This is a genomic window from Enterobacter sp. Ap-1006 (assembly GCF_011752835.1).
Classification (GTDB): Bacteria; Pseudomonadota; Gammaproteobacteria; order Enterobacterales; family Enterobacteriaceae; genus Cedecea.
The window spans coordinates 972747-990344 of record NZ_VWWU01000001.1 but is presented as its reverse complement, the minus strand read 5'-3'; the positions used below and the strand labels follow the sequence as shown (position 1 = coordinate 990344).

16 protein-coding genes are annotated in these 17598 nt (G+C 56.6%); 9 read left to right on the top strand and 7 right to left on the bottom strand.

Annotated elements, in window-relative coordinates; genetic code table 11:
- Positions 1 to 2: 2 nt before the first annotated feature.
- Genes F3J28_RS04620 through F3J28_RS04605 form a run of 4 tightly spaced genes read right to left on the bottom strand, consistent with a single transcriptional unit; the run spans position 3 to position 3343 of the window.
- A complete protein-coding gene (locus F3J28_RS04620) occupies positions 3 to 887 on the bottom strand; it encodes an ABC transporter substrate-binding protein (RefSeq protein WP_166873208.1) in 885 nt (294 codons plus the stop codon).
- Between the two features lie 33 nt (positions 888 to 920).
- Positions 921 to 1601, bottom strand: a complete 681-nt coding sequence (locus tag F3J28_RS04615; RefSeq protein ID WP_039303879.1) for an ABC transporter permease — start codon at positions 1599 to 1601, stop codon at positions 921 to 923.
- Between the two features lie 3 nt (positions 1602 to 1604).
- Positions 1605 to 2249, bottom strand: coding sequence for an ABC transporter permease (locus tag F3J28_RS04610; protein ID WP_008454132.1), 645 nt, complete (start codon positions 2247 to 2249; stop codon positions 1605 to 1607).
- A complete protein-coding gene (locus F3J28_RS04605) occupies positions 2246 to 3343 on the bottom strand; it encodes an ABC transporter ATP-binding protein (RefSeq protein ID WP_039303885.1) in 1098 nt (365 codons plus the stop codon). The genes F3J28_RS04610 and F3J28_RS04605 overlap by 4 nt, the downstream gene beginning before the upstream one ends.
- Positions 3344 to 3838: 495 nt before the next feature.
- Between F3J28_RS04605 and hutU the strand changes: the two genes are divergently transcribed.
- From hutU to gap, 5 genes are all read left to right on the top strand, one after another.
- Entirely contained in the window at positions 3839 to 5515 is a 1677-nt protein-coding gene (gene hutU / locus F3J28_RS04600; protein ID WP_166873205.1) for a urocanate hydratase, read from the top strand.
- Between the two features lie 55 nt (positions 5516 to 5570).
- Entirely contained in the window at positions 5571 to 6779 is a 1209-nt protein-coding gene (gene hutI / locus F3J28_RS04595; RefSeq protein WP_166873202.1) for an imidazolonepropionase, read from the top strand.
- Positions 6772 to 7569, top strand: a complete 798-nt coding sequence (gene hutG / locus F3J28_RS04590; protein ID WP_166873199.1) for an N-formylglutamate deformylase — start codon at positions 6772 to 6774, stop codon at positions 7567 to 7569. Before hutI ends, hutG begins: the two co-directional genes overlap by 8 nt.
- Positions 7570 to 7609: 40 nt before the next feature.
- Positions 7610 to 8590 (top strand): GlxA family transcriptional regulator, encoded by a 981-nt coding sequence (locus F3J28_RS04585; protein ID WP_166873196.1) that lies wholly within the window; start codon positions 7610 to 7612, stop codon positions 8588 to 8590.
- Positions 8591 to 8668: 78 nt separating this feature from the next.
- Positions 8669 to 9679, top strand: coding sequence for a type I glyceraldehyde-3-phosphate dehydrogenase (gene gap, locus F3J28_RS04580; protein ID WP_166873177.1), 1011 nt, complete (start codon positions 8669 to 8671; stop codon positions 9677 to 9679).
- Between the two features lie 86 nt (positions 9680 to 9765).
- On the opposite strand, the gene mqo is transcribed toward gap, so the two are convergent.
- Together mqo and F3J28_RS04570 are read right to left on the bottom strand one after the other, a co-directional pair.
- The gene (gene mqo, locus F3J28_RS04575) at positions 9766 to 11424 is read right to left on the bottom strand and encodes a malate dehydrogenase (quinone) (RefSeq protein WP_205246635.1); all 1659 of its coding nucleotides are present in this window, start codon (positions 11422 to 11424) and stop codon (positions 9766 to 9768) included.
- 301 nt (positions 11425 to 11725) lie between these two features.
- Positions 11726 to 12286 carry an NADPH-dependent FMN reductase gene (locus F3J28_RS04570; RefSeq protein ID WP_166873174.1) on the bottom strand — a complete coding sequence of 187 codons (561 nt, stop codon included), beginning with the start codon at positions 12284 to 12286 and terminating at the stop codon, positions 11726 to 11728.
- Between the two features lie 97 nt (positions 12287 to 12383).
- Here F3J28_RS04570 and F3J28_RS04565 point away from each other — a divergent pair, with 97 nt between their 5' ends.
- Positions 12384 to 13154, top strand: a complete 771-nt coding sequence (locus F3J28_RS04565; RefSeq protein ID WP_166873171.1) for a helix-turn-helix domain-containing protein — start codon at positions 12384 to 12386, stop codon at positions 13152 to 13154.
- On the opposite strand, the gene F3J28_RS04560 is transcribed toward F3J28_RS04565, so the two are convergent.
- A complete protein-coding gene (locus F3J28_RS04560; protein WP_166873168.1) occupies positions 13118 to 14539 on the bottom strand; it encodes an MFS transporter in 1422 nt (473 codons plus the stop codon). The genes F3J28_RS04565 and F3J28_RS04560 overlap by 37 nt on opposite strands.
- Before the next feature lie 111 nt (positions 14540 to 14650).
- Here F3J28_RS04560 and F3J28_RS04555 point away from each other — a divergent pair, with 111 nt between their 5' ends.
- The 3 genes from F3J28_RS04555 to F3J28_RS04545 all read left to right on the top strand — a co-directional run bounded on the left by F3J28_RS04555 (position 14651) and on the right by F3J28_RS04545 (position 17586).
- Positions 14651 to 15526 (top strand): helix-turn-helix transcriptional regulator, encoded by an 876-nt coding sequence (locus tag F3J28_RS04555; RefSeq protein WP_166874436.1) that lies wholly within the window; start codon positions 14651 to 14653, stop codon positions 15524 to 15526.
- A 485-nt stretch (positions 15527 to 16011) separates the two neighbouring features.
- The gene (locus F3J28_RS04550; protein ID WP_166873165.1) at positions 16012 to 16506 is read left to right on the top strand and encodes an SH3 domain-containing protein; all 495 of its coding nucleotides are present in this window, start codon (positions 16012 to 16014) and stop codon (positions 16504 to 16506) included.
- A 120-nt stretch (positions 16507 to 16626) separates the two neighbouring features.
- Positions 16627 to 17586: a hypothetical protein gene (locus tag F3J28_RS04545; protein ID WP_166873162.1), complete on the top strand. Its 960-nt coding sequence runs from the start codon at positions 16627 to 16629 to the stop codon at positions 17584 to 17586.
- The last annotated feature ends 12 nt before the right edge of the window (positions 17587 to 17598 follow it).

The following is a 17598-nucleotide window of genomic DNA, read 5'->3' as shown; positions in this document are numbered from 1 at the left end:
CCTTACTTGCTCAGACCATGTTTAACCAGCCACTGATGCGCCACGTCATCAATGCTGGCAAATTCCGCAAGCTGCCCGTTCATGGCGATCAGATCCGCGGTGGTCAACTGAGCCGAGACTTTATTCAGCGTGCCCTCAATCGTCGGATTCAGCGTAGTAGTGGCCACAATCGGGACGATATTTTGCGCCGCAAACAGGTTTTTCGGATCGGCCAGCGCCACCAGATGGTCTTTCTGAATTTCCGGCGTGGTGGAGGTTAAATCCGCCGCCTGAATTTGGTTGTTCTTCAGCGCGGTCAGCGTCAGCGGGCCAGCCACGTCCAGCACTTTGAAGCTCTTGAAGTTCAGGCCATACACTTCTTTCAGCCCCGGCACGCCTTCGTGACGCGTTTTCCATTCGGCCGGGCCGCCCAGAATCAGCTCCGCCGCGTGAGGCTTCAGGTCTTCAATCGTTTTGAGGTTGTATTTATCCGCCGTTTTTTTGGTGACGGCGATAACGTCGCTGTTTTGCGCCACGGAGGTATTCAGCATTTTCACTTGGGCCGGCAGCTTCGCCGCCAGCGCGGTCGCCACTTCGTCAGAACTGTGCGCCGTGTTCTTGGCATCCAGGTAGCTCAGCAGTGCGCCGCTGTACTCAGGGATAACGTTAATGGAGCCGTCCAGCAGGGCCGGAATGTAAACTTCACGGCTGCCGATGTTGAGCTTCTTCTCCACCGGGATGTTCTGTGCTTCCAGCGCCCCGGCGTAAATCGTCGCCAGCAGCTGGTTTTCCGGGAAGTCAGCCGAGCCAATAATCACCTTCTGCCCCGCATCTGCCGCCCACGCGGAGGAAACAACGGACAGCATCGCGGCACTCAACAGCGTCAAACAACGTTTCTTCATATTCATCGCTTTCACCTTGTGTAATTAACGGGCTCAACATCACTGGGTTTTGATACGTCGGGAAATGCCGTGGGACACCACGTACTTCACCGAAAGGGAAAAGAACACATCCACGAGCAGCGCCAGAATGGCAACGAGCACCGCGCCAGCGGTCATCTGGGCAAAATCGTTCGCCGCACGGCCATCGATAATCAACCGCCCCAGGCCGCCAAGGGAGACGTAGGCCGCGATGGTGGCAGTAGAGATAATCTGCAGCGTGGCGCTGCGAATGCCGGACAGAATCAACGGCGTGGCGCAGGGCAACTCCACCTGAGTCAGCACCTGGAACGGCGTCAGGCCGATGCCTTTGGCGGCGTCGTGCACGCTGGGGTCTACGGAGCGAATCCCCGCATGCACGCCCAGCGCTATAGGCGGCAGGGCTAATACCACCAGCACGATGATGCACGGCAGAATAAAGGCCATGTCGGACTCGAAGTAGCCCGCCATCAGAATAACCAGCAGGATAATCAGGCCAAACGACGGCAGGGAGCGCAGCGCGTTGGTGGTGCCAATCAGCAGCGCCTCCCCTTTGCCGGTATGGCCGGTGTAGCAGCCCACCGGAAACGCAATGGCTATCGCTATCGCCAGCGCCACCGCGCTGTAGCCGATATGCTGCGCCAGCAGCGGAAGAATACCGTCATCGCCATACCAGTGGCTGAGCGTAAAGAACCAGTCAGACATACTTTATCCCCTTGTTGGCTGCCAGCGGCTTAATGAGCGGGTGACGGCCACAACCACGCAGTCGAGCACGAAAGCCAGCACGATACACAGCACGATGCCGGCAATAATCGGTGTCAGAAACTGCAGCTGAAACCCCTGGGTAAACAGCGACCCGAGCTGCGGGGCACCGATCAGCGCAGCGACGGAAACGATGCTGACGTTAGACACCACGGCAACCCGCATCCCCGAGCCAATCACCGGTACCGCCAGCGGCAAATCAACCTGGAAAAACTGGTGCACCGGTTTGTAGCCGAGGGCAAAGGCGGACTGCCGGGTGTCGGTGGGTACTGAATCCAGCCCGTCGCACACGGTTCTGACCAGCAGCGCAAAGCTATAAATTGTCAGCGCCACCACCACGTTGATCGGGTCGAGGATCTGCGTGCCGAGAAGCGGCGGCAGCAGCACAAACAGCGCCAGAGACGGGATGGTGTACAGCAGCCCGAACAGGTTAAGAATGACGCCCTTCACGCGCGGCATACTGCTCACCAGCCAGCCAGCCGGAATGGCCAGCAGCAGGCCAATCAGGATCGGCGTCACCGAAAGGTAGAGATGCCACAGCAGCAAATGGAAAATTTTGTCGCTCTGCGCCCACAGCCAGTCAAATCTCATACCGCCTCCCGCGCCATCGACTTACAGGCATCCAGGACGTGATCCAGCCCCAGCGTCCCCAGCACCTCTGCCCGCTCGCCAATCACCACCGCCCGGTGGCACGGCGAGCTGAGCGCAGAGTCAAGCATCTGGCGCAGCGTGCCGGTTTGCGGGAAGAAGGTGGCGCCCAGATTAATGTGCTCCGGCACCACGGCCTCAACCTGCTGATGCGTATCAAACCAGCCGCAGGCTTTGCCTTCGCGGGTGACCAGCAGCCAGCGCTGCACCGCAATGTTGCGAGCCATATCAATAGGCGTGCCCACTTCGGCGGTCGGCTCCGTTTGCATTGAGGCAAGCGGCCCGGAATTGTAGAAACTCAGCTTGCGATAGCCGCGGTCGCGGCCAATAAAGTCGGCGACAAAATCACTCTGCGGGGCGTTAAGCAGTTCACCCGGGGACGCCATCTGCCCCAGCTTGCCGCCGGGCTTCAGGACCGCGACCAGATCGCCCAGCTTCATCGCCTCGTCAATATCGTGAGTCACCATAATGATGGTTTTACTCACTTCCTTTTGAATGCGGAGAAACTCCTCCTGCAACTGGTCACGCACCACCGGGTCCACGGCGCTAAAGGGTTCATCCATCAGCATGAACTCCGGGTCAGCGGCCAACGCTCGGGCAACCCCGACACGCTGCTGCTGGCCGCCGGAAAGCTGCCACGGATAACGTTTGGCCAGCTGCGGGGCCAGGCCGACGACTTCCAGCAGTTCCCCCGCTCGCGCACGGGCTTTAGCCTTAGGCATGCCGTTGAGGATCGCGGTGGTAGCAATGTTGTCGATGATGTTTCGATGCGGGAACAGGCCCGCATTCTGAATAACGTAGCCAATACGGCGGCGCAGCTGCACCACGTCCATGGCGGAGGTGGATTCGCCGTTAAGCAGAATGTCGCCGGAAGACGGCTCAATCAGCCGATTAATCATGCGCAGTGACGTTGTTTTCCCACAACCGGAAGGGCCTACCAGCACGGTGATCTTGCCGCCGGGTGCGGTGAGATTCAGTCCATCCACCACGACCGTGCCGTCGTCATAAAACTTGGTCACATTGTTGAAAGTAATCATCGCTACGCCTCATGGTCATCTGGCTGCCGAAGAAATGAACGGCTGCGTAAAAAAGCTATGTATAGCATTGTATGTACAATCTGCAAAGCCTGTGCCATAACAAATGCGCAACATTAAAAACAATCAAATTTATTGTTTAAAAACAAATAAATAATGAATTTATTAAATTTTAAGTGTGATCAATCCGTGATTTTCATCAGGATTAAACGGTGCCTTCCGGGGGATTTGCCAGCTATCTTAACTGCTATTTTTGCCCCAAAAAGGATCAATCTCTTTGTAAAGAGCGCCAAAATGGTGCGCAAGAGGTCGAAAAAGAAACAATATATGATGTAACTACTTATCATTTATTATTTAATATGTTGATTTAAAAGGACAATAAAATGTTTTTCGTGCCTGGCATCAAATGTGCTAATCATGTATATACAAGCAAACGAAAAGATGACATGGTATTTTTCGTGAGCACTTTCCCCGTTATCTCAAAACAAGGTGAACCCCATGAAGAGTGAGTTTTCTCGTTATCGTGATGTTGAAATCAGGGCGCCACGCGGCACAAAGCTGAATGCCAAAAGCTGGCTGACGGAAGCCCCGCTGCGCATGCTGATGAATAACCTCGATCCGGATGTGGCTGAAAACCCGAAAGAACTGGTGGTTTACGGCGGCATTGGCCGGGCGGCGAGAAACTGGGAGTGCTACGACAAAATGGTCGAAGCGCTTAAAGCCCTGAATGACGATGAAACCCTGCTGGTGCAGTCCGGCAAGCCGGTTGGCGTCTTTAAAACCCACGCCAACGCCCCTCGCGTACTGATTGCCAACTCTAACCTGGTGCCGCACTGGGCCAACTGGGAACACTTCAATGAGCTGGACGCCAAAGGCCTGGCTATGTACGGCCAGATGACCGCCGGGTCGTGGATCTACATCGGCAGCCAGGGCATTGTGCAGGGCACCTATGAAACTTTCGTGGAAGCAGGCCGCCAGCACTACAACGGCTCGCTAACCGGGCGCTGGGTGCTCACCGCGGGCCTCGGCGGCATGGGCGGCGCGCAGCCGCTGGCCGCTACCCTTGCCGGTGCCTGTTCACTGAACATTGAATGCCAGCAGTCACGCATCGACTTCCGCCTGCGCACCGGGTATGTCGACGAGCAGGCTAAAGATCTGGACGACGCCCTCGCCCGCCTCAAATGCTACACCGGCGAAGGGAAAGCTGTTTCTATTGCCCTGCACGGTAATGCGGCAGAAATTCTGCCTGAGCTGGTGAAGCGCGGCGTGCGCCCGGACATGGTCACCGATCAGACCAGCGCCCACGACCCGCTCAACGGCTACCTGCCCGTTGGCTGGAGCTGGGAAGAGTATCGCGAGCGCGCAGCCGTTGAGCCTGCGGTGGTCACTCAGGCGGCGAAAGCGTCCATGGCGGAGCACGTGAAAGCGATGCTCGCCTTCCAGCAGCAGGGCATTCCTACCTTTGATTACGGCAACAACATCCGCCAGATGGCCAAAGAGATGGGCGTCAGCAACGCCTTTGATTTCCCGGGCTTTGTGCCGGCCTATATTCGCCCGCTGTTCTGCCGTGGGATCGGGCCTTTCCGCTGGGCCGCACTCTCCGGCAGCCCGGAAGATATTTACCGCACCGATGCCAAAGTCAAAGAGCTGATCCCGGACGACAAACACCTGCACCGCTGGCTGGACATGGCCAAAGAGCGTATTAGCTTCCAGGGTCTGCCGGCGCGTATCTGCTGGGTCGGCCTCGGCCAGCGCGCAAAACTGGGCCTGGCGTTTAACGAAATGGTCAGAAGCGGCGAGCTGTCCGCCCCTATCGTCATTGGCCGCGATCACCTTGATTCCGGCTCGGTGGCAAGCCCGAACCGCGAAACCGAATCGATGCAGGATGGCTCCGATGCCGTGTCCGACTGGCCACTGCTGAACGCCCTGCTGAACACGGCCAGCGGCGCGACCTGGGTTTCCCTGCACCACGGCGGCGGCGTCGGCATGGGCTTCTCACAGCACTCCGGCATGGTTATCGTCTGCGACGGTACCGACGAAGCGGCGGAGCGTATTGCCCGCGTGCTGAACAACGACCCGGCCACCGGCGTGATGCGTCACGCGGATGCGGGCTATGATATTGCTATTGAGTGCGCCAAAGAGCACGGCCTGAACCTGCCGATGCTGGCAAAGTAGTTCGTTCCCCTGGGGCGCGGCTTTCGTCGTGCCCCGTCCTGATGAGAGAGATCTTATGCGGATTTTATGGCGTAACTGCCGCATCACCACCATGGTCAGCGGCAAGTACAATATTATCGAAGACGCAGCGATGCTGACCGAAGGCGAGAAAATTGCCTGGATTGGCCCCGAAAGGCAGCGTCCAAACCAGTCCCACGACGAAGAACGCGACCTTCAGGGTAAACTCGTCACCCCCGGCCTTATCGACTGCCACACCCACAGCGTGTTCGGCGGCAACCGCAGCCAGGAATTTGAGATGCGCCTGAACGGTGCCACCTACGCGGATATTGCCGCGGCAGGCGGCGGGATAGCCAGCACGGTGAAAGCCACGCGTCAGGCCAGCGAAGCCGAGCTGCTGGCAAGCGCCAGTCGCCGTATCAATGCGCTGCGTAAAGACGGCGTGACGACTCTGGAAGTGAAATCGGGCTACGGCCTCAGCTTTGAAGACGAGCGAAAAATGCTGCGTGTTGTCCGCCAGCTGGCGCAAAGTCTGCCGCTGACGATTTACAGTACCTGCCTGGCTGCACACGCCCTGCCCCCGGAATACAAAGACCGCAGCGACGATTTTATCACCGACGTTTGCGAACGTTGGCTACCGGAATTGCATCGCGAAGGGCTGGTTGACGCCGTCGATGCCTTCTGTGAACACCTGGCCTTTTCCGTGCCGCAGGTTGAGCGTGTCTTTGTGAAAGCTCATGAGCTGGGCCTGCCGGTTAAGCTTCATGCCGAACAGCTTTCGCTGCTGCATGGCGCGGGGCTTGCCGCCCGCCACAATGCGCTTTCCGCCGACCATCTGGAATATCTCTGCGAGGACGATATTACGCTGATGGCAAAACACGGCACGACCGCCGTGCTGCTGCCCGGCGCATTTTACTTCCTGCGCGAAACGCAGAAGCCGCCGGTGGCGCTGCTGCGTAAACATCATGTGCCAATAGCCATTTCCAGCGACCTGAACCCGGGCACCTCCCCGGTGCAATCCCTGCGTCTGATGATGAATATGGCCTGCACCCTGTTTGGCCTGACGCCGGAAGAAGCGCTTGCTGGCGTGACGCTGAATGCGGCGCGCGCACTCGGGATCGGTGAGAAAACGGGCACTCTTGAAGCCGGGAAAGAAGCCAGCTTTGTTGCCTGGGAAATAGACCATCCCGCCGAGCTGAGCTACTGGCTGGGCGGCACGCTCTCCAAACAGGTTATCTATCAAGGTAAAGAGGTGTGGAATGATTAAGGGCTTTGAGCTTCATCAGGGCAAGCTGCCGCTGCTGATCAGCATGCCGCATCCCGGTACACAGTTAACGCCGGAAGTGGCAAACGGGCTGACGGCGCGGGCCAAAAAACTGGAAGATACCGACTGGCATATTCCCAAACTTTATCAGCCTATACGCGAGATGGGTGCCAGCATACTCAGCGCCAACTACTCCCGCTACGTGGTGGATTTGAACCGCCCGTCGGACGATAAGCCGCTGTACACCACCGCCACTACCGGGCTTTACCCGGACATTTTTTTCGACGGTGAACCGCTGTTCGAGGCGGGAAAATCCCCCGATGTGCAGGCCAGAGCGGATATCCTGACCAACATCTGGCAGCCCTATCATCAGGCGCTGGCCCAGGAACTGGCAAGGCTGAAAGAAACCTTTGGCTATGCGCTGCTGTGGGATGCGCATTCCATCAAATCCGTGGTACCTCGCCTGTTCGAAGGCCGCCTGCCGGATCTTAACTTCGGCACCGCAGACGGCACCAGCTGCGATCCGGTACTCAGCGCTGAACTGTTAAAAACCAGCGAGCATTTCAACGGCTACAGCAAAGTGCTGAACGGGCGCTTCAAGGGCGGATACATCACGCGCCATTACGGTGCGCCAGAGCAAAATATCCATGCGGTACAGCTGGAAGTGGCGCAGTGTTGCTACATGGATGAAGAGAGTTTTGCCTGGTCTGACGAGAAAGGAGCCCAATTCCAGCAGGTGCTAGCCCGACTGATTGAAACCGCCCTGGCCTGGGGACAGCGGCATTACAACTAGCCCACTTGACTTAATTTGTTAAAAGCGTACTTTTCAGGACATGAAAACGATCCTGATAATTGTCCCTGACGGCGGCATGCTGTTCGAAGCCGCCGGTATCGCCGATATTCTGATGCAGGCTAACCGCCTGCATGCGGACGCCTTGACCGAGCCTCGCTACCGCATCAGTATCGCCACCACTCAACCTCATCACGTCGTGCACGGCATGTCCGGCCTGAACCTGCTGGCTGACCACAGGCTGGCCGACCTCGCCCCCAATGAGCCCCGCGACACCATCATGATAACCGGCAAAGGCCAGAGCGAGCCGGAAGGCAGCGCGGTGGTCGACTGGTTATGCCGCGCCGCGCCAAATACTCAGCGCATTGCCTCCGTGTGCGGCGGTGCGATGCTGCTGGCCCGCGCCGGGCTGCTGGATGGCCGCCGGGCAACCACCCACTGGCGAATGCTGGAAGAGATGCAGGCCAGGTGGCCGCAAATCAAAGTGGAAGGCGGCCCTTTGTATATTCAGGACGGCCCGGTGTGGACCTCCGGCGGCGTGAGCTCCGGCTTTGACCTTACGCTGGCGTTAGTTGAGGTGGATTACGGCTTTACCCTCGCGCGGGATGTGGCCCAGGATCTGGTGATGTACCTCCATCGCCCCGGCGGTCAGCTACAGTTTAGCCGCTATCATCTGCGCCAGGCAGCCAATACCGGGCCGATAAGTCAGCTCCAGGACTGGCTGCTGGATAACCTGGGGGATGATTTATCGGTGGAAAAACTGGCGGAACGGGTCGCCATGAGTCCGCGTAATTTTACCCGCGTCTTTACCCGTGAAACTGGCGTCACGCCCGCCCGCTATGTGGAAGAAGCCCGGCTGGCCGCCGCCCGCCATCATCTTGAACAGTCGAACGACACCCTGGAGCGGGTCGCCTGCGCCTCGGGCTTTGGCACCGCCATTAACCTGCGCCGCGTCTTTGAGCGCCAGCTTCACCTCACGCCGGGGGAATACCGCGAGCGCTTCCACTGCCGGAAATTGGCATGAATTGATCCTTTTTTGTCATTTACGCCATTTCACTCTGCGCCTACTCTGACCTCAGACATTCAAGAGAAGGAGTGAATCATGGTTAAGGTCGGGATTAATGGTTTTGGCAGAATCGGACGTAACGTGTTGCGCGCTGCCCTGGGTAACCCCAATATTGAGATCGTGGCCATCAACGATCTGACGGACAGCAAAACCCTTGCGCACCTGTTAAAACACGACTCGCTGATGGGTAAACTGCCTGCGCCAGTGGAAGCCTCCGAAGGGCTGCTCCACGTTGACGGCAAGCCGGTTCGCGTTTTCAGCGAAAGAGATCCGGCGCAGATCCCATGGCGCGAGGTCGGCGTAGATGTCGTTATCGAGGCCACCGGCTTTTTCACCAGCCGCGAAAAAGCTGAAGTTCACATTACCCACGGCGGCGCAAAACGCGTGATCATTTCTGCCCCAGGCAAAGACGACGATCTGACTATCGTGCTGGGCGTGAACCACGAAAGTTACGATCCGCAGAAACACTTTGTGGTCAGCAACGGCAGCTGTACCACCAACGGCCTGGCCCCTGCCGCGCAGGTGCTGCATCAGGCATTCGGCATTGAACACGGCCTGATGAACACGACTCACGCCTACACCAACAGCCAGGCGCTGCACGATCAACCGGAAAAAGACCTGCGTGGTGCACGTGCGGCAGCGCTATCGATTGTGCCGTATTCCAGCGGCGCGGCTAAAGCCCTCGGCAAGGTTATCCCCGAGCTTGACGGTCGCCTGACAGGCTACTCTTTACGCGTGCCTGTACCAGTGGTGTCAATCGTTGATTTAACCGTGACGCTCAAACGCGATGTCACGGCGGAAGAAGTGAACGCCGCGTTCCGCAAAGCCGCTGAAGCTGGCCCACTGAAAGACATTCTGGGCTACAGCGATGAGCCGCTGGTTTCCAGCGATTATCAGGGCGACCCGCGATCTTCGATTATTGACGGGCTTTCGACCCTGGTGATTGGCGGTAACCTGGTGAAAATCCTGGCCTGGTACGACAACGAATGGGGCTTCTCTAACCGCCTGGTTGACCTTGCCCTGCTGATGGATAAACGCGGGCTGTAACGGCAACTGAAATAGAAAAGCCAGCCTTGCGGCTGGCTTTTTTTATCATTGCCTCTGTCGTAACAGAGGCTGGCTGAGGCGTTAACTTACAGTGCCATGTCGTGCTGGGTAGCCGCGTCCGCTTTCGCTTCGGCTGGTTTTGCTACCGGGGTTGCGCTCTGGTCGTTCATTTGAATGACCGGCGGTTTGGTCAGCTGCAGCGTGGCCGCGGTGTCATCCCACACTTTTTGCGTCAGCGCCGCGTTGCCGTTCATCTCCTGACCGTAGCTTGGTACAACAGCGCGGATCTTACTCTGCCACTCAGGCGAGTTGAACTGCTGCGGGAACATCTGCTTCAGCACGTTCAGCGTAATCGGTGCCGCAGTAGACGCGCCTGGTGATGCGCCCAGCAGAGCAGAAATGGTTTTCTGCTGGTCAACAACCACTTCGGTACCGAGCTTCAGGACGCCGCCTTTGTTCTCATCTTTTTTGATGATCTGCACGCGTTGGCCGGCCTGAATCAGTTTCCAGTCTTCTTTACGCGCCTGCGGGTAGTACTCTTTCAGCGCTTCAAAGCGGTCTTCATCACTCAGCATCACCTGACCAATCAGGTATTTCACCAGGTCAAAGTTATCCAGACCTACGTCGGTCATCGGCATAAAGTTGCTGGTGGTGGTGGTGCTCAGCAGATCAAAGAAAGAGCCGTTTTTCAGGAACTTGGTAGAGAAGGTCGCGAACGGCCCGAACAGCACCACGCGCTTGCCGTCGATAAAGCGGGCATCAATGTGCGGCACGGACATCGGCGGTGCACCCACGGAGGCCTGGCCATACACTTTTTCAAGATGCTGGCTGGTTACCGCCGGGTTTTCGGTCATCAGGAAGGAGCCACCCACCGGGAAACCGGCGTAGTTTTTCGATTCCGGAATGCCGGTTTCCTGCAGCAGTTTCAGCGCGCCGCCGCCTGCCCCGATAAAGACATATTTCGCGTCGATGGCGTGCTCTTTGCCGCTGGTCACGTCTTTGATGGTGACGTGCCAGGAATTATCGCCGTTGCGTTTGAAGTCGGTGACTTCAGAAGAGGTTTGCAGGGAGAAATTCGGGCTTTTTTTCAGGCTGCCGATCAGCTGGCGGGTAATTTCACCGTAGTTAACGTCGGTCCCTACTGGTGTCCAGGTCGCCGCCACTTTTTGATTCGGGTCGCGCCCTTCCATCACCAGCGGAGCCCACTGTTTAATTTGCTCGTGGTTAGTGGAGAATTTCATGCCCTGGAAAAGCGTGGTTTTCTGCAGCGCGTCATAGCGCTTGGTCAGATACTCAACGTTTTTATCGCCCCAGACAAAACTCATGTGCGGCGTGGAATTAATAAATGAATGCGGGTCGTTCAAAATACCGCGCTGAATTTGTGCGGACCAGAACTGGCGGGAAATCATAAACTGTTCGTTAATTTCCAGCGCTTTGCTGACGTCAATAGAACCGTCCGGGCGCTCCGGCGTATAGTTCAGTTCCATATTTGCCGAGTGCCCGGTACCGGCGTTATTCCAGCCGTTAGAGGACTCAAGCGCCACGCCATCAAGCTTCTCAACCATGACCTGTTTCCAGTCCGGCTGCAGCTCCTGGAGCCACGTCCCGAGAGAGGCGCTCATAATACCGCCGCCAATCAGCAGGAAGTCAGTTTTTTGCGTGGAATCCGCGTTAGCGTAGCTAGCCGAGCTTACAAATAACGCCAGTGTTGTCAGAGAAATAATTGTCTTTTTCATTGCAGGCATAATAATTCTATTGCATCGCAGGTGAATGAAGTACATCTATGTTAACCCACTTTCACGATATTTTAAAATCTCATTCACATCCTGATTAATCCATACAATTAATGCCAATGATTTTTTTAATTAAAAAAACCAAATAAAATCAAATATTATAAAAATAACACCGCCGAATAATACATCCTGTATTACGGGTATTATTAGCGGTAATTCGCTTAGTTATCGGGATGTTATTGGCAAAAAAAATCCACACACATGTATGGATTTCATCCTTATTTTGTTGCCATAAAAGGCGATAAATCCGTCGTTAACGGTTTGTGCTATTCTGCTCTACCGCCTTAATAAAGACGACAAGCTGGGTACGAATAGACGCCGCCGTGGCGGAATCAATTAAACGCCCGTTCTCTAATTTCTGATTCGCAAAGCTGACCGCCAGCTCCGGCAGCGGCACCATATTGCACAGCATTGAGGCCAGCGTTTCCCGCAGCTGGTATTGCGCCCTGACGCCGCCAAGCGCGCCGGTCGACTGCGAAACGAAAAAGACATATTTTCCCAGCATACAGCTGGCTCTGACCGGCCGAGACAGCCAGTCGAGCGCATTCTTGAGTACGCCGGGCATGCCGTGATTGTATTCCGGTACCGTAATGATCACCGCATCGGCCTCAGCCACTAACCGGCGGGCGCTTACCACCGGCTCCGGTAATTCCCCCTTTTCCAGATCCTGGCAGTAATGTTCCATGGCGCCAATATCAAGCACGCTAAAATGACTCTGCTCAGGCAACATTTCACCAATGCTGTTGAGCAATGCACGGGAAGCGGAATCTACCCGCAAGCTACCGGCGATACCTACGAAGCGTAATGTTTTCATCTTGTTCTCCTCTAATTTTCTCGATGCAGGCATTATCAGAAAAAGAATGAGATAATTCTTTCGCTAATTCGCCAAAACACTTCGCAGGAGTGCCAACATGCCAGACGCCCTATCCGTGGCTATCGCTGCTTCCGACATGGCCCATCACCGGGGTGACGATGTGACGTTTCACCGCCATATACACGGCCAGTTAAGCGTGACGCTGGAAGGCACTCTTCGTCTGCAAAACGAAACCGGTTGGTGGCTGGCTACGCCCGGTAACGGCATTTGGGTGCCGCCGGGCCTGCTACACAGGGCGCTTTACACCGAGCGTTCGCGGCTGATCAATTTGCGTTTCAGGCAAGGATTTGAGCTGCAATTGCCGGAAAATAGCTCGCTTATCGTCGCCTCCAACCTGCTGACGGAACTGGCCAAAGAAGCCTTAGCGATTCAACACCACGTCGATTCGGGCGCGCAACTTGAGCTCATTGCACAACTGCTGCACTTCCAGTTGCGCAAGCAAGTTTTGAAAACCGATCTGTTTGTGCCTGAGGGTAAAGATAAGCGGCTGAGGCTAATCACCAGCCTGCTGCGGGAAGATCCGGCCTGCAACAAAACGCTGGTGCAGCTGGCAGCCGTTGCCTTCATCAGCCCCAGAACATTAGGCCGTCTCTTCGAAAGCGAAGTCGGGATGAGTTTTACCCGCTGGCGGGAAAGAATGCGGATTATCAGTTCGGTGGAGAAATTGGTTAACGGTGAGCCGATAACCCAGGTGGCGTATGATATGGGCTATCAAAGCGCCAGCAGCTTTACCACTGCTTTTACCCGAATTATCGGCCAGCCGCCGGGGCGTTATCTCAAAGAGACTTTCACCCCGGACAAAAGCTGACGGCGGGTAACGGCGGCAACCGCCAGCGCCAGCATCATCACGATTTCAGCCGCCAGGAAACCGATCATCGCCACGGAGTAATCCCCGCTTTGATGCTGCAGATGCAGGAACAATGCTCCCAGGACCGCCGGGCCAAGCCCCAGCGCAGACTGCTGCAGAGTGCTTAATATGGCGCTTGCCGCCCCGGCATCGTTCAGGTCGATATCTCGCATCCCGATGCGATAGAAACTGTTCACAATCAGCGCCTGGCCGTAGCCCACCACCAGCGTCGCCGGGGCAATAGCCAGCGGACCTGCATGGGTGCCAAAGTGGTAAAGCGTAAATATCAGCCCCAGCAGGCCCACCACCTGGATAGCAATCCCGCTCAGCAGAATCGTGCTTAGCGAGTGGCGCACGATAAGCCTCGGCGCAAACCACGCTGAGACAAAATACGAAATGCCCATGGCAATAAAGCTGTTCCCGGACTGCCACGGCGCCATTCCCATGCCCGACTGGAGCGTCAGCGCCATGCAGAACATGAAGCCCGACCAACAGGTAAAGAACAACAGCGCGATCAGCAGGCCAAACCTTATGCTGCCCAGCTTAAGCAGTCTTGGCGGCAACAGCGGCTGTAGGCCCCGCTGCTGTTGGTTAAGCGCGCCAACGCGCATCAGATACCCGAGCGGCAATGTCGCCACCAGCATCAGCTGCATCGGCCATGGCCAGTGCAGCTCGGGGCCAAGCGCCATCGGGAACAGCAGGCAACACAGCACCAGCGCGAGCGTGACGGTGCCCTGCCAGTCAATACGCGAGTGGCTTTCGCTTCGCGTTTCAGGAATATAAAACCGGCTCAGCACCAGCACCAACAGGCAGATTGGCACGTTAATAAAGAACGCGTTTCGCCAGCCCAGCCCGGCAATATCCGCCGACACCAGCCAGCCGCCGCCCATCTGGCCGATAATAAAAGCTATCCCACCAATGCCGCCGTACAGACTGATGGCGCGGGCGTGAGCGGTGCCCTTGAGCGTCACGTGCAGCGTGGCAAGGATCTGCGGCACGATCAGCGCAGCCCCGATGCCTTGCAGAGTCCGGGCCGCCAGCAGCTCGGTGACCGAGCCGGAGATCCCGCACAGGAAAGAAGCAATACCGAACAGGGCCACGCCCCAGAGCAACGTTCTGCGTCGGCCGTGGTTATCCCCCAGCTTGCTGCCCACCGCCAGGCTGACGGCAAAGGCAACGCCGTAAAGTGCCACAATAAGTTCAAGCTGGGTTGGCGTGGTGCCGAGGGACTGGGTGATCGAGTCCAGCGCCACGTTGGTGATAGATGTGTCGATTAACGGCAGCATCTGGCCCGTCAACAGCAGCACCAGGCCTGCACGACCGGGTGAAACAGGCGAATTATTCATCAGGGACTCCATTGCATAGTTCAGGATACCGACGTAGGATCCCTGAACATTTAACCGGGTACCAGTTCTTGCTTATACTGGTACTGGCACTACTATTCTGGAGTATTTGTGATGCTCATCACTCAGCCTGAGCTGCGACATGGCCCGCTGGACGACAGCCGTAAAATGCTGGCGCTGTTTTTGCGCACCCGGCGTGAAAGTCTGGACCCGCAGCGGCTAGGGCTACCGCGCAGCGGGCGTCGCCGCACGCCTGGCCTTCGCCGTGAAGAAGTGGCGCTGCTGGCTGACATCGGCGTAACCTGGTATACCTGGCTGGAACAGGGCCGAGAAGTGAATCCATCCTCAAGCGCCATGGCGGCGATCGCCAGCGCGCTGCAGTGCTCCCCGGCGGAAACCCGTCATTTGTTTATTCTGGCCGGACTGCCTCCGTCCGAAGCGCCCGCCGCCGCGCAGTGCGAGGGGCTCAGCCCCGCCGCCCGCCGGATGCTGGACGCCCTGATGCCCAACCCCGCCAGTATCCAGAAGCCGAACTTCGACATCCTCGGCTACAATTCACATTTTTGCCAGCTAATGGGGGTCAATCTCGACAATGAGCCGCCGGAGCATCGCAACTGCATTTATCAATATCTGACCAATGAGACCTGGCGCAGCCGGGTGGACTGTAACGAAGATGTGCTGCCCAAGTTTGTCGGCTGGTTCCGCGCCGGGATCACCGAGCACCGCGGCGACCCGCGCTGGGAAGCGCTGCTGGAGTCGTTTTTCACCGCCTCTCCCGCGTTTAAAACGCTCTGGGAGCAGCGCTATGAAATCCGCAATATCGAAAACCATATCAAACAGTATACGCATCCGCAGATCGGCACCTTCGGTATGCAACAGGTCAACTGGTACTCTGCCCCGCGAGACGGTTCAAGGCTGCTGGTTTACCTGCCGATCGATGAAACAGGTGAGCGAGCTTTGCGGTTATTTTCTCAATCGAGCGGAGCCTGAACCTCTGCCTTCTCATCGGGCATCCTGAAGACGGCCCGATGTTTTTTTATTGTTTTAAGAATAACCTCAGGGAAACCCCAAAAGACGATTTGCATTGACCACAGAATAAAAATAACACCACAACGAAAAGTCTGAATTTATCAAATAAATTCAAAAAATTACCGCCATCTCCCTACTTTTCATTCCTTTTAAGTGGCGAGCCGATTACATTTACCTCAGCCCAATTTTTTACTGCGCTAACCCAACATCAAACCTTCATGTACGTAATAGGTTATTCCACTGTTATAACACCATTGAATTGTTAACCGGGCTATGTAAAATCACGCTACTATGCTGAAACCACGCGAATTCCTTGCGCCGGCGAGATACTCAAGCCGCCGCACCGTTTTGCGTGGGCGTATCTCACGTCGTGGATAATTTTCCTGTGCGGCGCTCCTTGCTCCCGCGGCGGTTGAGTTTTAACCTTTTTCTCAGGGAACGTCTCAATGAAATTGCGAAGCCTGTTAGTCCTCCTTGTTGTCACTACGGTTGTCGGCTGTAAAGCGCCGCCGCCGAAGATGACCGACGACACCATTGTGACCAGCACGGTAAACGGCGTCACCCTGACTCACCGCTATATCGTTGAAGTACCAAAAGAATTTACACCTGTTGACGCCGAGTATCGTGCGCTTTATCCGGGCTCCATCATGAGCAAACCCGATTTTGGTGGCAAAGTGCTGGCCCAACTTGAAAACGGCCAAAGCTACACGGTGCTGGGCGAGGTAGAAAATCACTGGTTTGCTATCGCGGAGCAGGATAAACAAGAACTGCTGGGCTATGTGCCGCTCAGGGCGCTGGTAAAAAGCGAGCTGTATACCCAGACGCTGAAAAAAGACCGGCCTCGCCCTCGCCGCGCGGCCAAAAAATCCACCTGCGTTGCGGTAGATAATAAAAGCAAAGCCTGCCAAAACGCCGACAACGGAACGTGGATCATTAATTAAACTTCCCCTTCGGGGGTTTTCTAACCAAAGATTTTGGTATGAGAGTAGCAACGACTCGCCCGGCAACCTGTATGGGCGTTAACGTAGCCCCTCTTTACACACAGGCTAACAAGGATTTTTATGAAACTCTGGCTTTCGGGTATGGCGTTGCTGCTGGCATCCACTACCGTCTGGGCAGGGAACTACCGCATCGTTCAATCGCCGTCCCAAAAGCTGGACGTGTGGATAGACAACATCAAAAGCAATGCCCCGCAAAGCTGGTGCGGAAGCGATCTTCCGGTTCGAATTGTCGCAAACGGGGATAAAAATCCCCTTATTCTGAAAACGTTCATGCCTCGCCTCGGCGCGCTTCTGGAAAACCAGTGCAGCGAGATTGAGCGCGTCAACTGGCAGCTTGAAGATCCCGAGGGAGCTTCCCTCGCTCGCGGGTCTGCCACCAAAACCAGCGGCTGGGGAGTGACTATCGAGTCCCCGCTTTCTTCGGTAGCGACCCGTAATGAGCGCCCGGAAGATCTTTCCACGCCTCTCGACCGCACGCCGTGGCTGGAATTCACCCTACAGGATGGCTGCCACTTGCGCACATTCTGGCAGGGCGATGCCTCCAGCAGTTCCCTGTTTATTCCGGGTAAAGAGAATGGCAAATGTGAAAAAGGCGGCTGGCTGAACGGCACCAGCGAAGTGGTGCAGCGCGGCGTCGGCGGCGAAAAGCGCATTATGATGACGTTTGTCCACGGTTTCCCGGTCAGCGGACTGAACCCCTCAGCGGACGCCGACAGCCTGCTTATCACCAGCGTGAACAATGAGCGCATGGTCGTCAGCAGTGAACAGGCACCGCAAAGCTGGCTTATTTTGCCTTACCACCCTGAAATTAACGGCTGGAAAGCCAGCGGCACCGTTGCCGTGGAAGTGTCTCGCGACATGGCATTGGATGAACAGCGTCTCCAGACGCGGCTCAACGAGGTGCGCAAGCTCTGGTCCGGCTGGGTGACGCCGGGGACGGCCATTACGTTGTTGCTGGTCGAGTCCCTGCACCCGCAGCTGCGCGACCCGGCCGCGGGTGCCTGGCGTGCCCAAAAATAAATACGCCGCATG

Coding starts and splice junctions, on each gene's coding strand:
- F3J28_RS04620 (WP_166873208.1), bottom strand. CDS start 887: ATGAATATGAAGAAACGTTGTTTGACGCTGTTGAGTGCCGCGATGCTG.
- F3J28_RS04615 (WP_039303879.1), bottom strand. CDS start 1,601: ATGTCTGACTGGTTCTTTACGCTCAGCCACTGGTATGGCGATGACGGT.
- F3J28_RS04610 (WP_008454132.1), bottom strand. CDS start 2,249: ATGAGATTTGACTGGCTGTGGGCGCAGAGCGACAAAATTTTCCATTTG.
- F3J28_RS04605 (WP_039303885.1), bottom strand. CDS start 3,343: ATGATTACTTTCAACAATGTGACCAAGTTTTATGACGACGGCACGGTC.
- hutU (WP_166873205.1), top strand. CDS start 3,839: ATGAAGAGTGAGTTTTCTCGTTATCGTGATGTTGAAATCAGGGCGCCA.
- hutI (WP_166873202.1), top strand. CDS start 5,571: ATGCGGATTTTATGGCGTAACTGCCGCATCACCACCATGGTCAGCGGC.
- hutG (WP_166873199.1), top strand. CDS start 6,772: ATGATTAAGGGCTTTGAGCTTCATCAGGGCAAGCTGCCGCTGCTGATC.
- F3J28_RS04585 (WP_166873196.1), top strand. CDS start 7,610: ATGAAAACGATCCTGATAATTGTCCCTGACGGCGGCATGCTGTTCGAA.
- gap (WP_166873177.1), top strand. CDS start 8,669: ATGGTTAAGGTCGGGATTAATGGTTTTGGCAGAATCGGACGTAACGTG.
- mqo (WP_205246635.1), bottom strand. CDS start 11,424: ATGCCTGCAATGAAAAAGACAATTATTTCTCTGACAACACTGGCGTTA.
- F3J28_RS04570 (WP_166873174.1), bottom strand. CDS start 12,286: ATGAAAACATTACGCTTCGTAGGTATCGCCGGTAGCTTGCGGGTAGAT.
- F3J28_RS04565 (WP_166873171.1), top strand. CDS start 12,384: ATGCCAGACGCCCTATCCGTGGCTATCGCTGCTTCCGACATGGCCCAT.
- F3J28_RS04560 (WP_166873168.1), bottom strand. CDS start 14,539: ATGAATAATTCGCCTGTTTCACCCGGTCGTGCAGGCCTGGTGCTGCTG.
- F3J28_RS04555 (WP_166874436.1), top strand. CDS start 14,651: ATGCTCATCACTCAGCCTGAGCTGCGACATGGCCCGCTGGACGACAGC.
- F3J28_RS04550 (WP_166873165.1), top strand. CDS start 16,012: ATGAAATTGCGAAGCCTGTTAGTCCTCCTTGTTGTCACTACGGTTGTC.
- F3J28_RS04545 (WP_166873162.1), top strand. CDS start 16,627: ATGAAACTCTGGCTTTCGGGTATGGCGTTGCTGCTGGCATCCACTACC.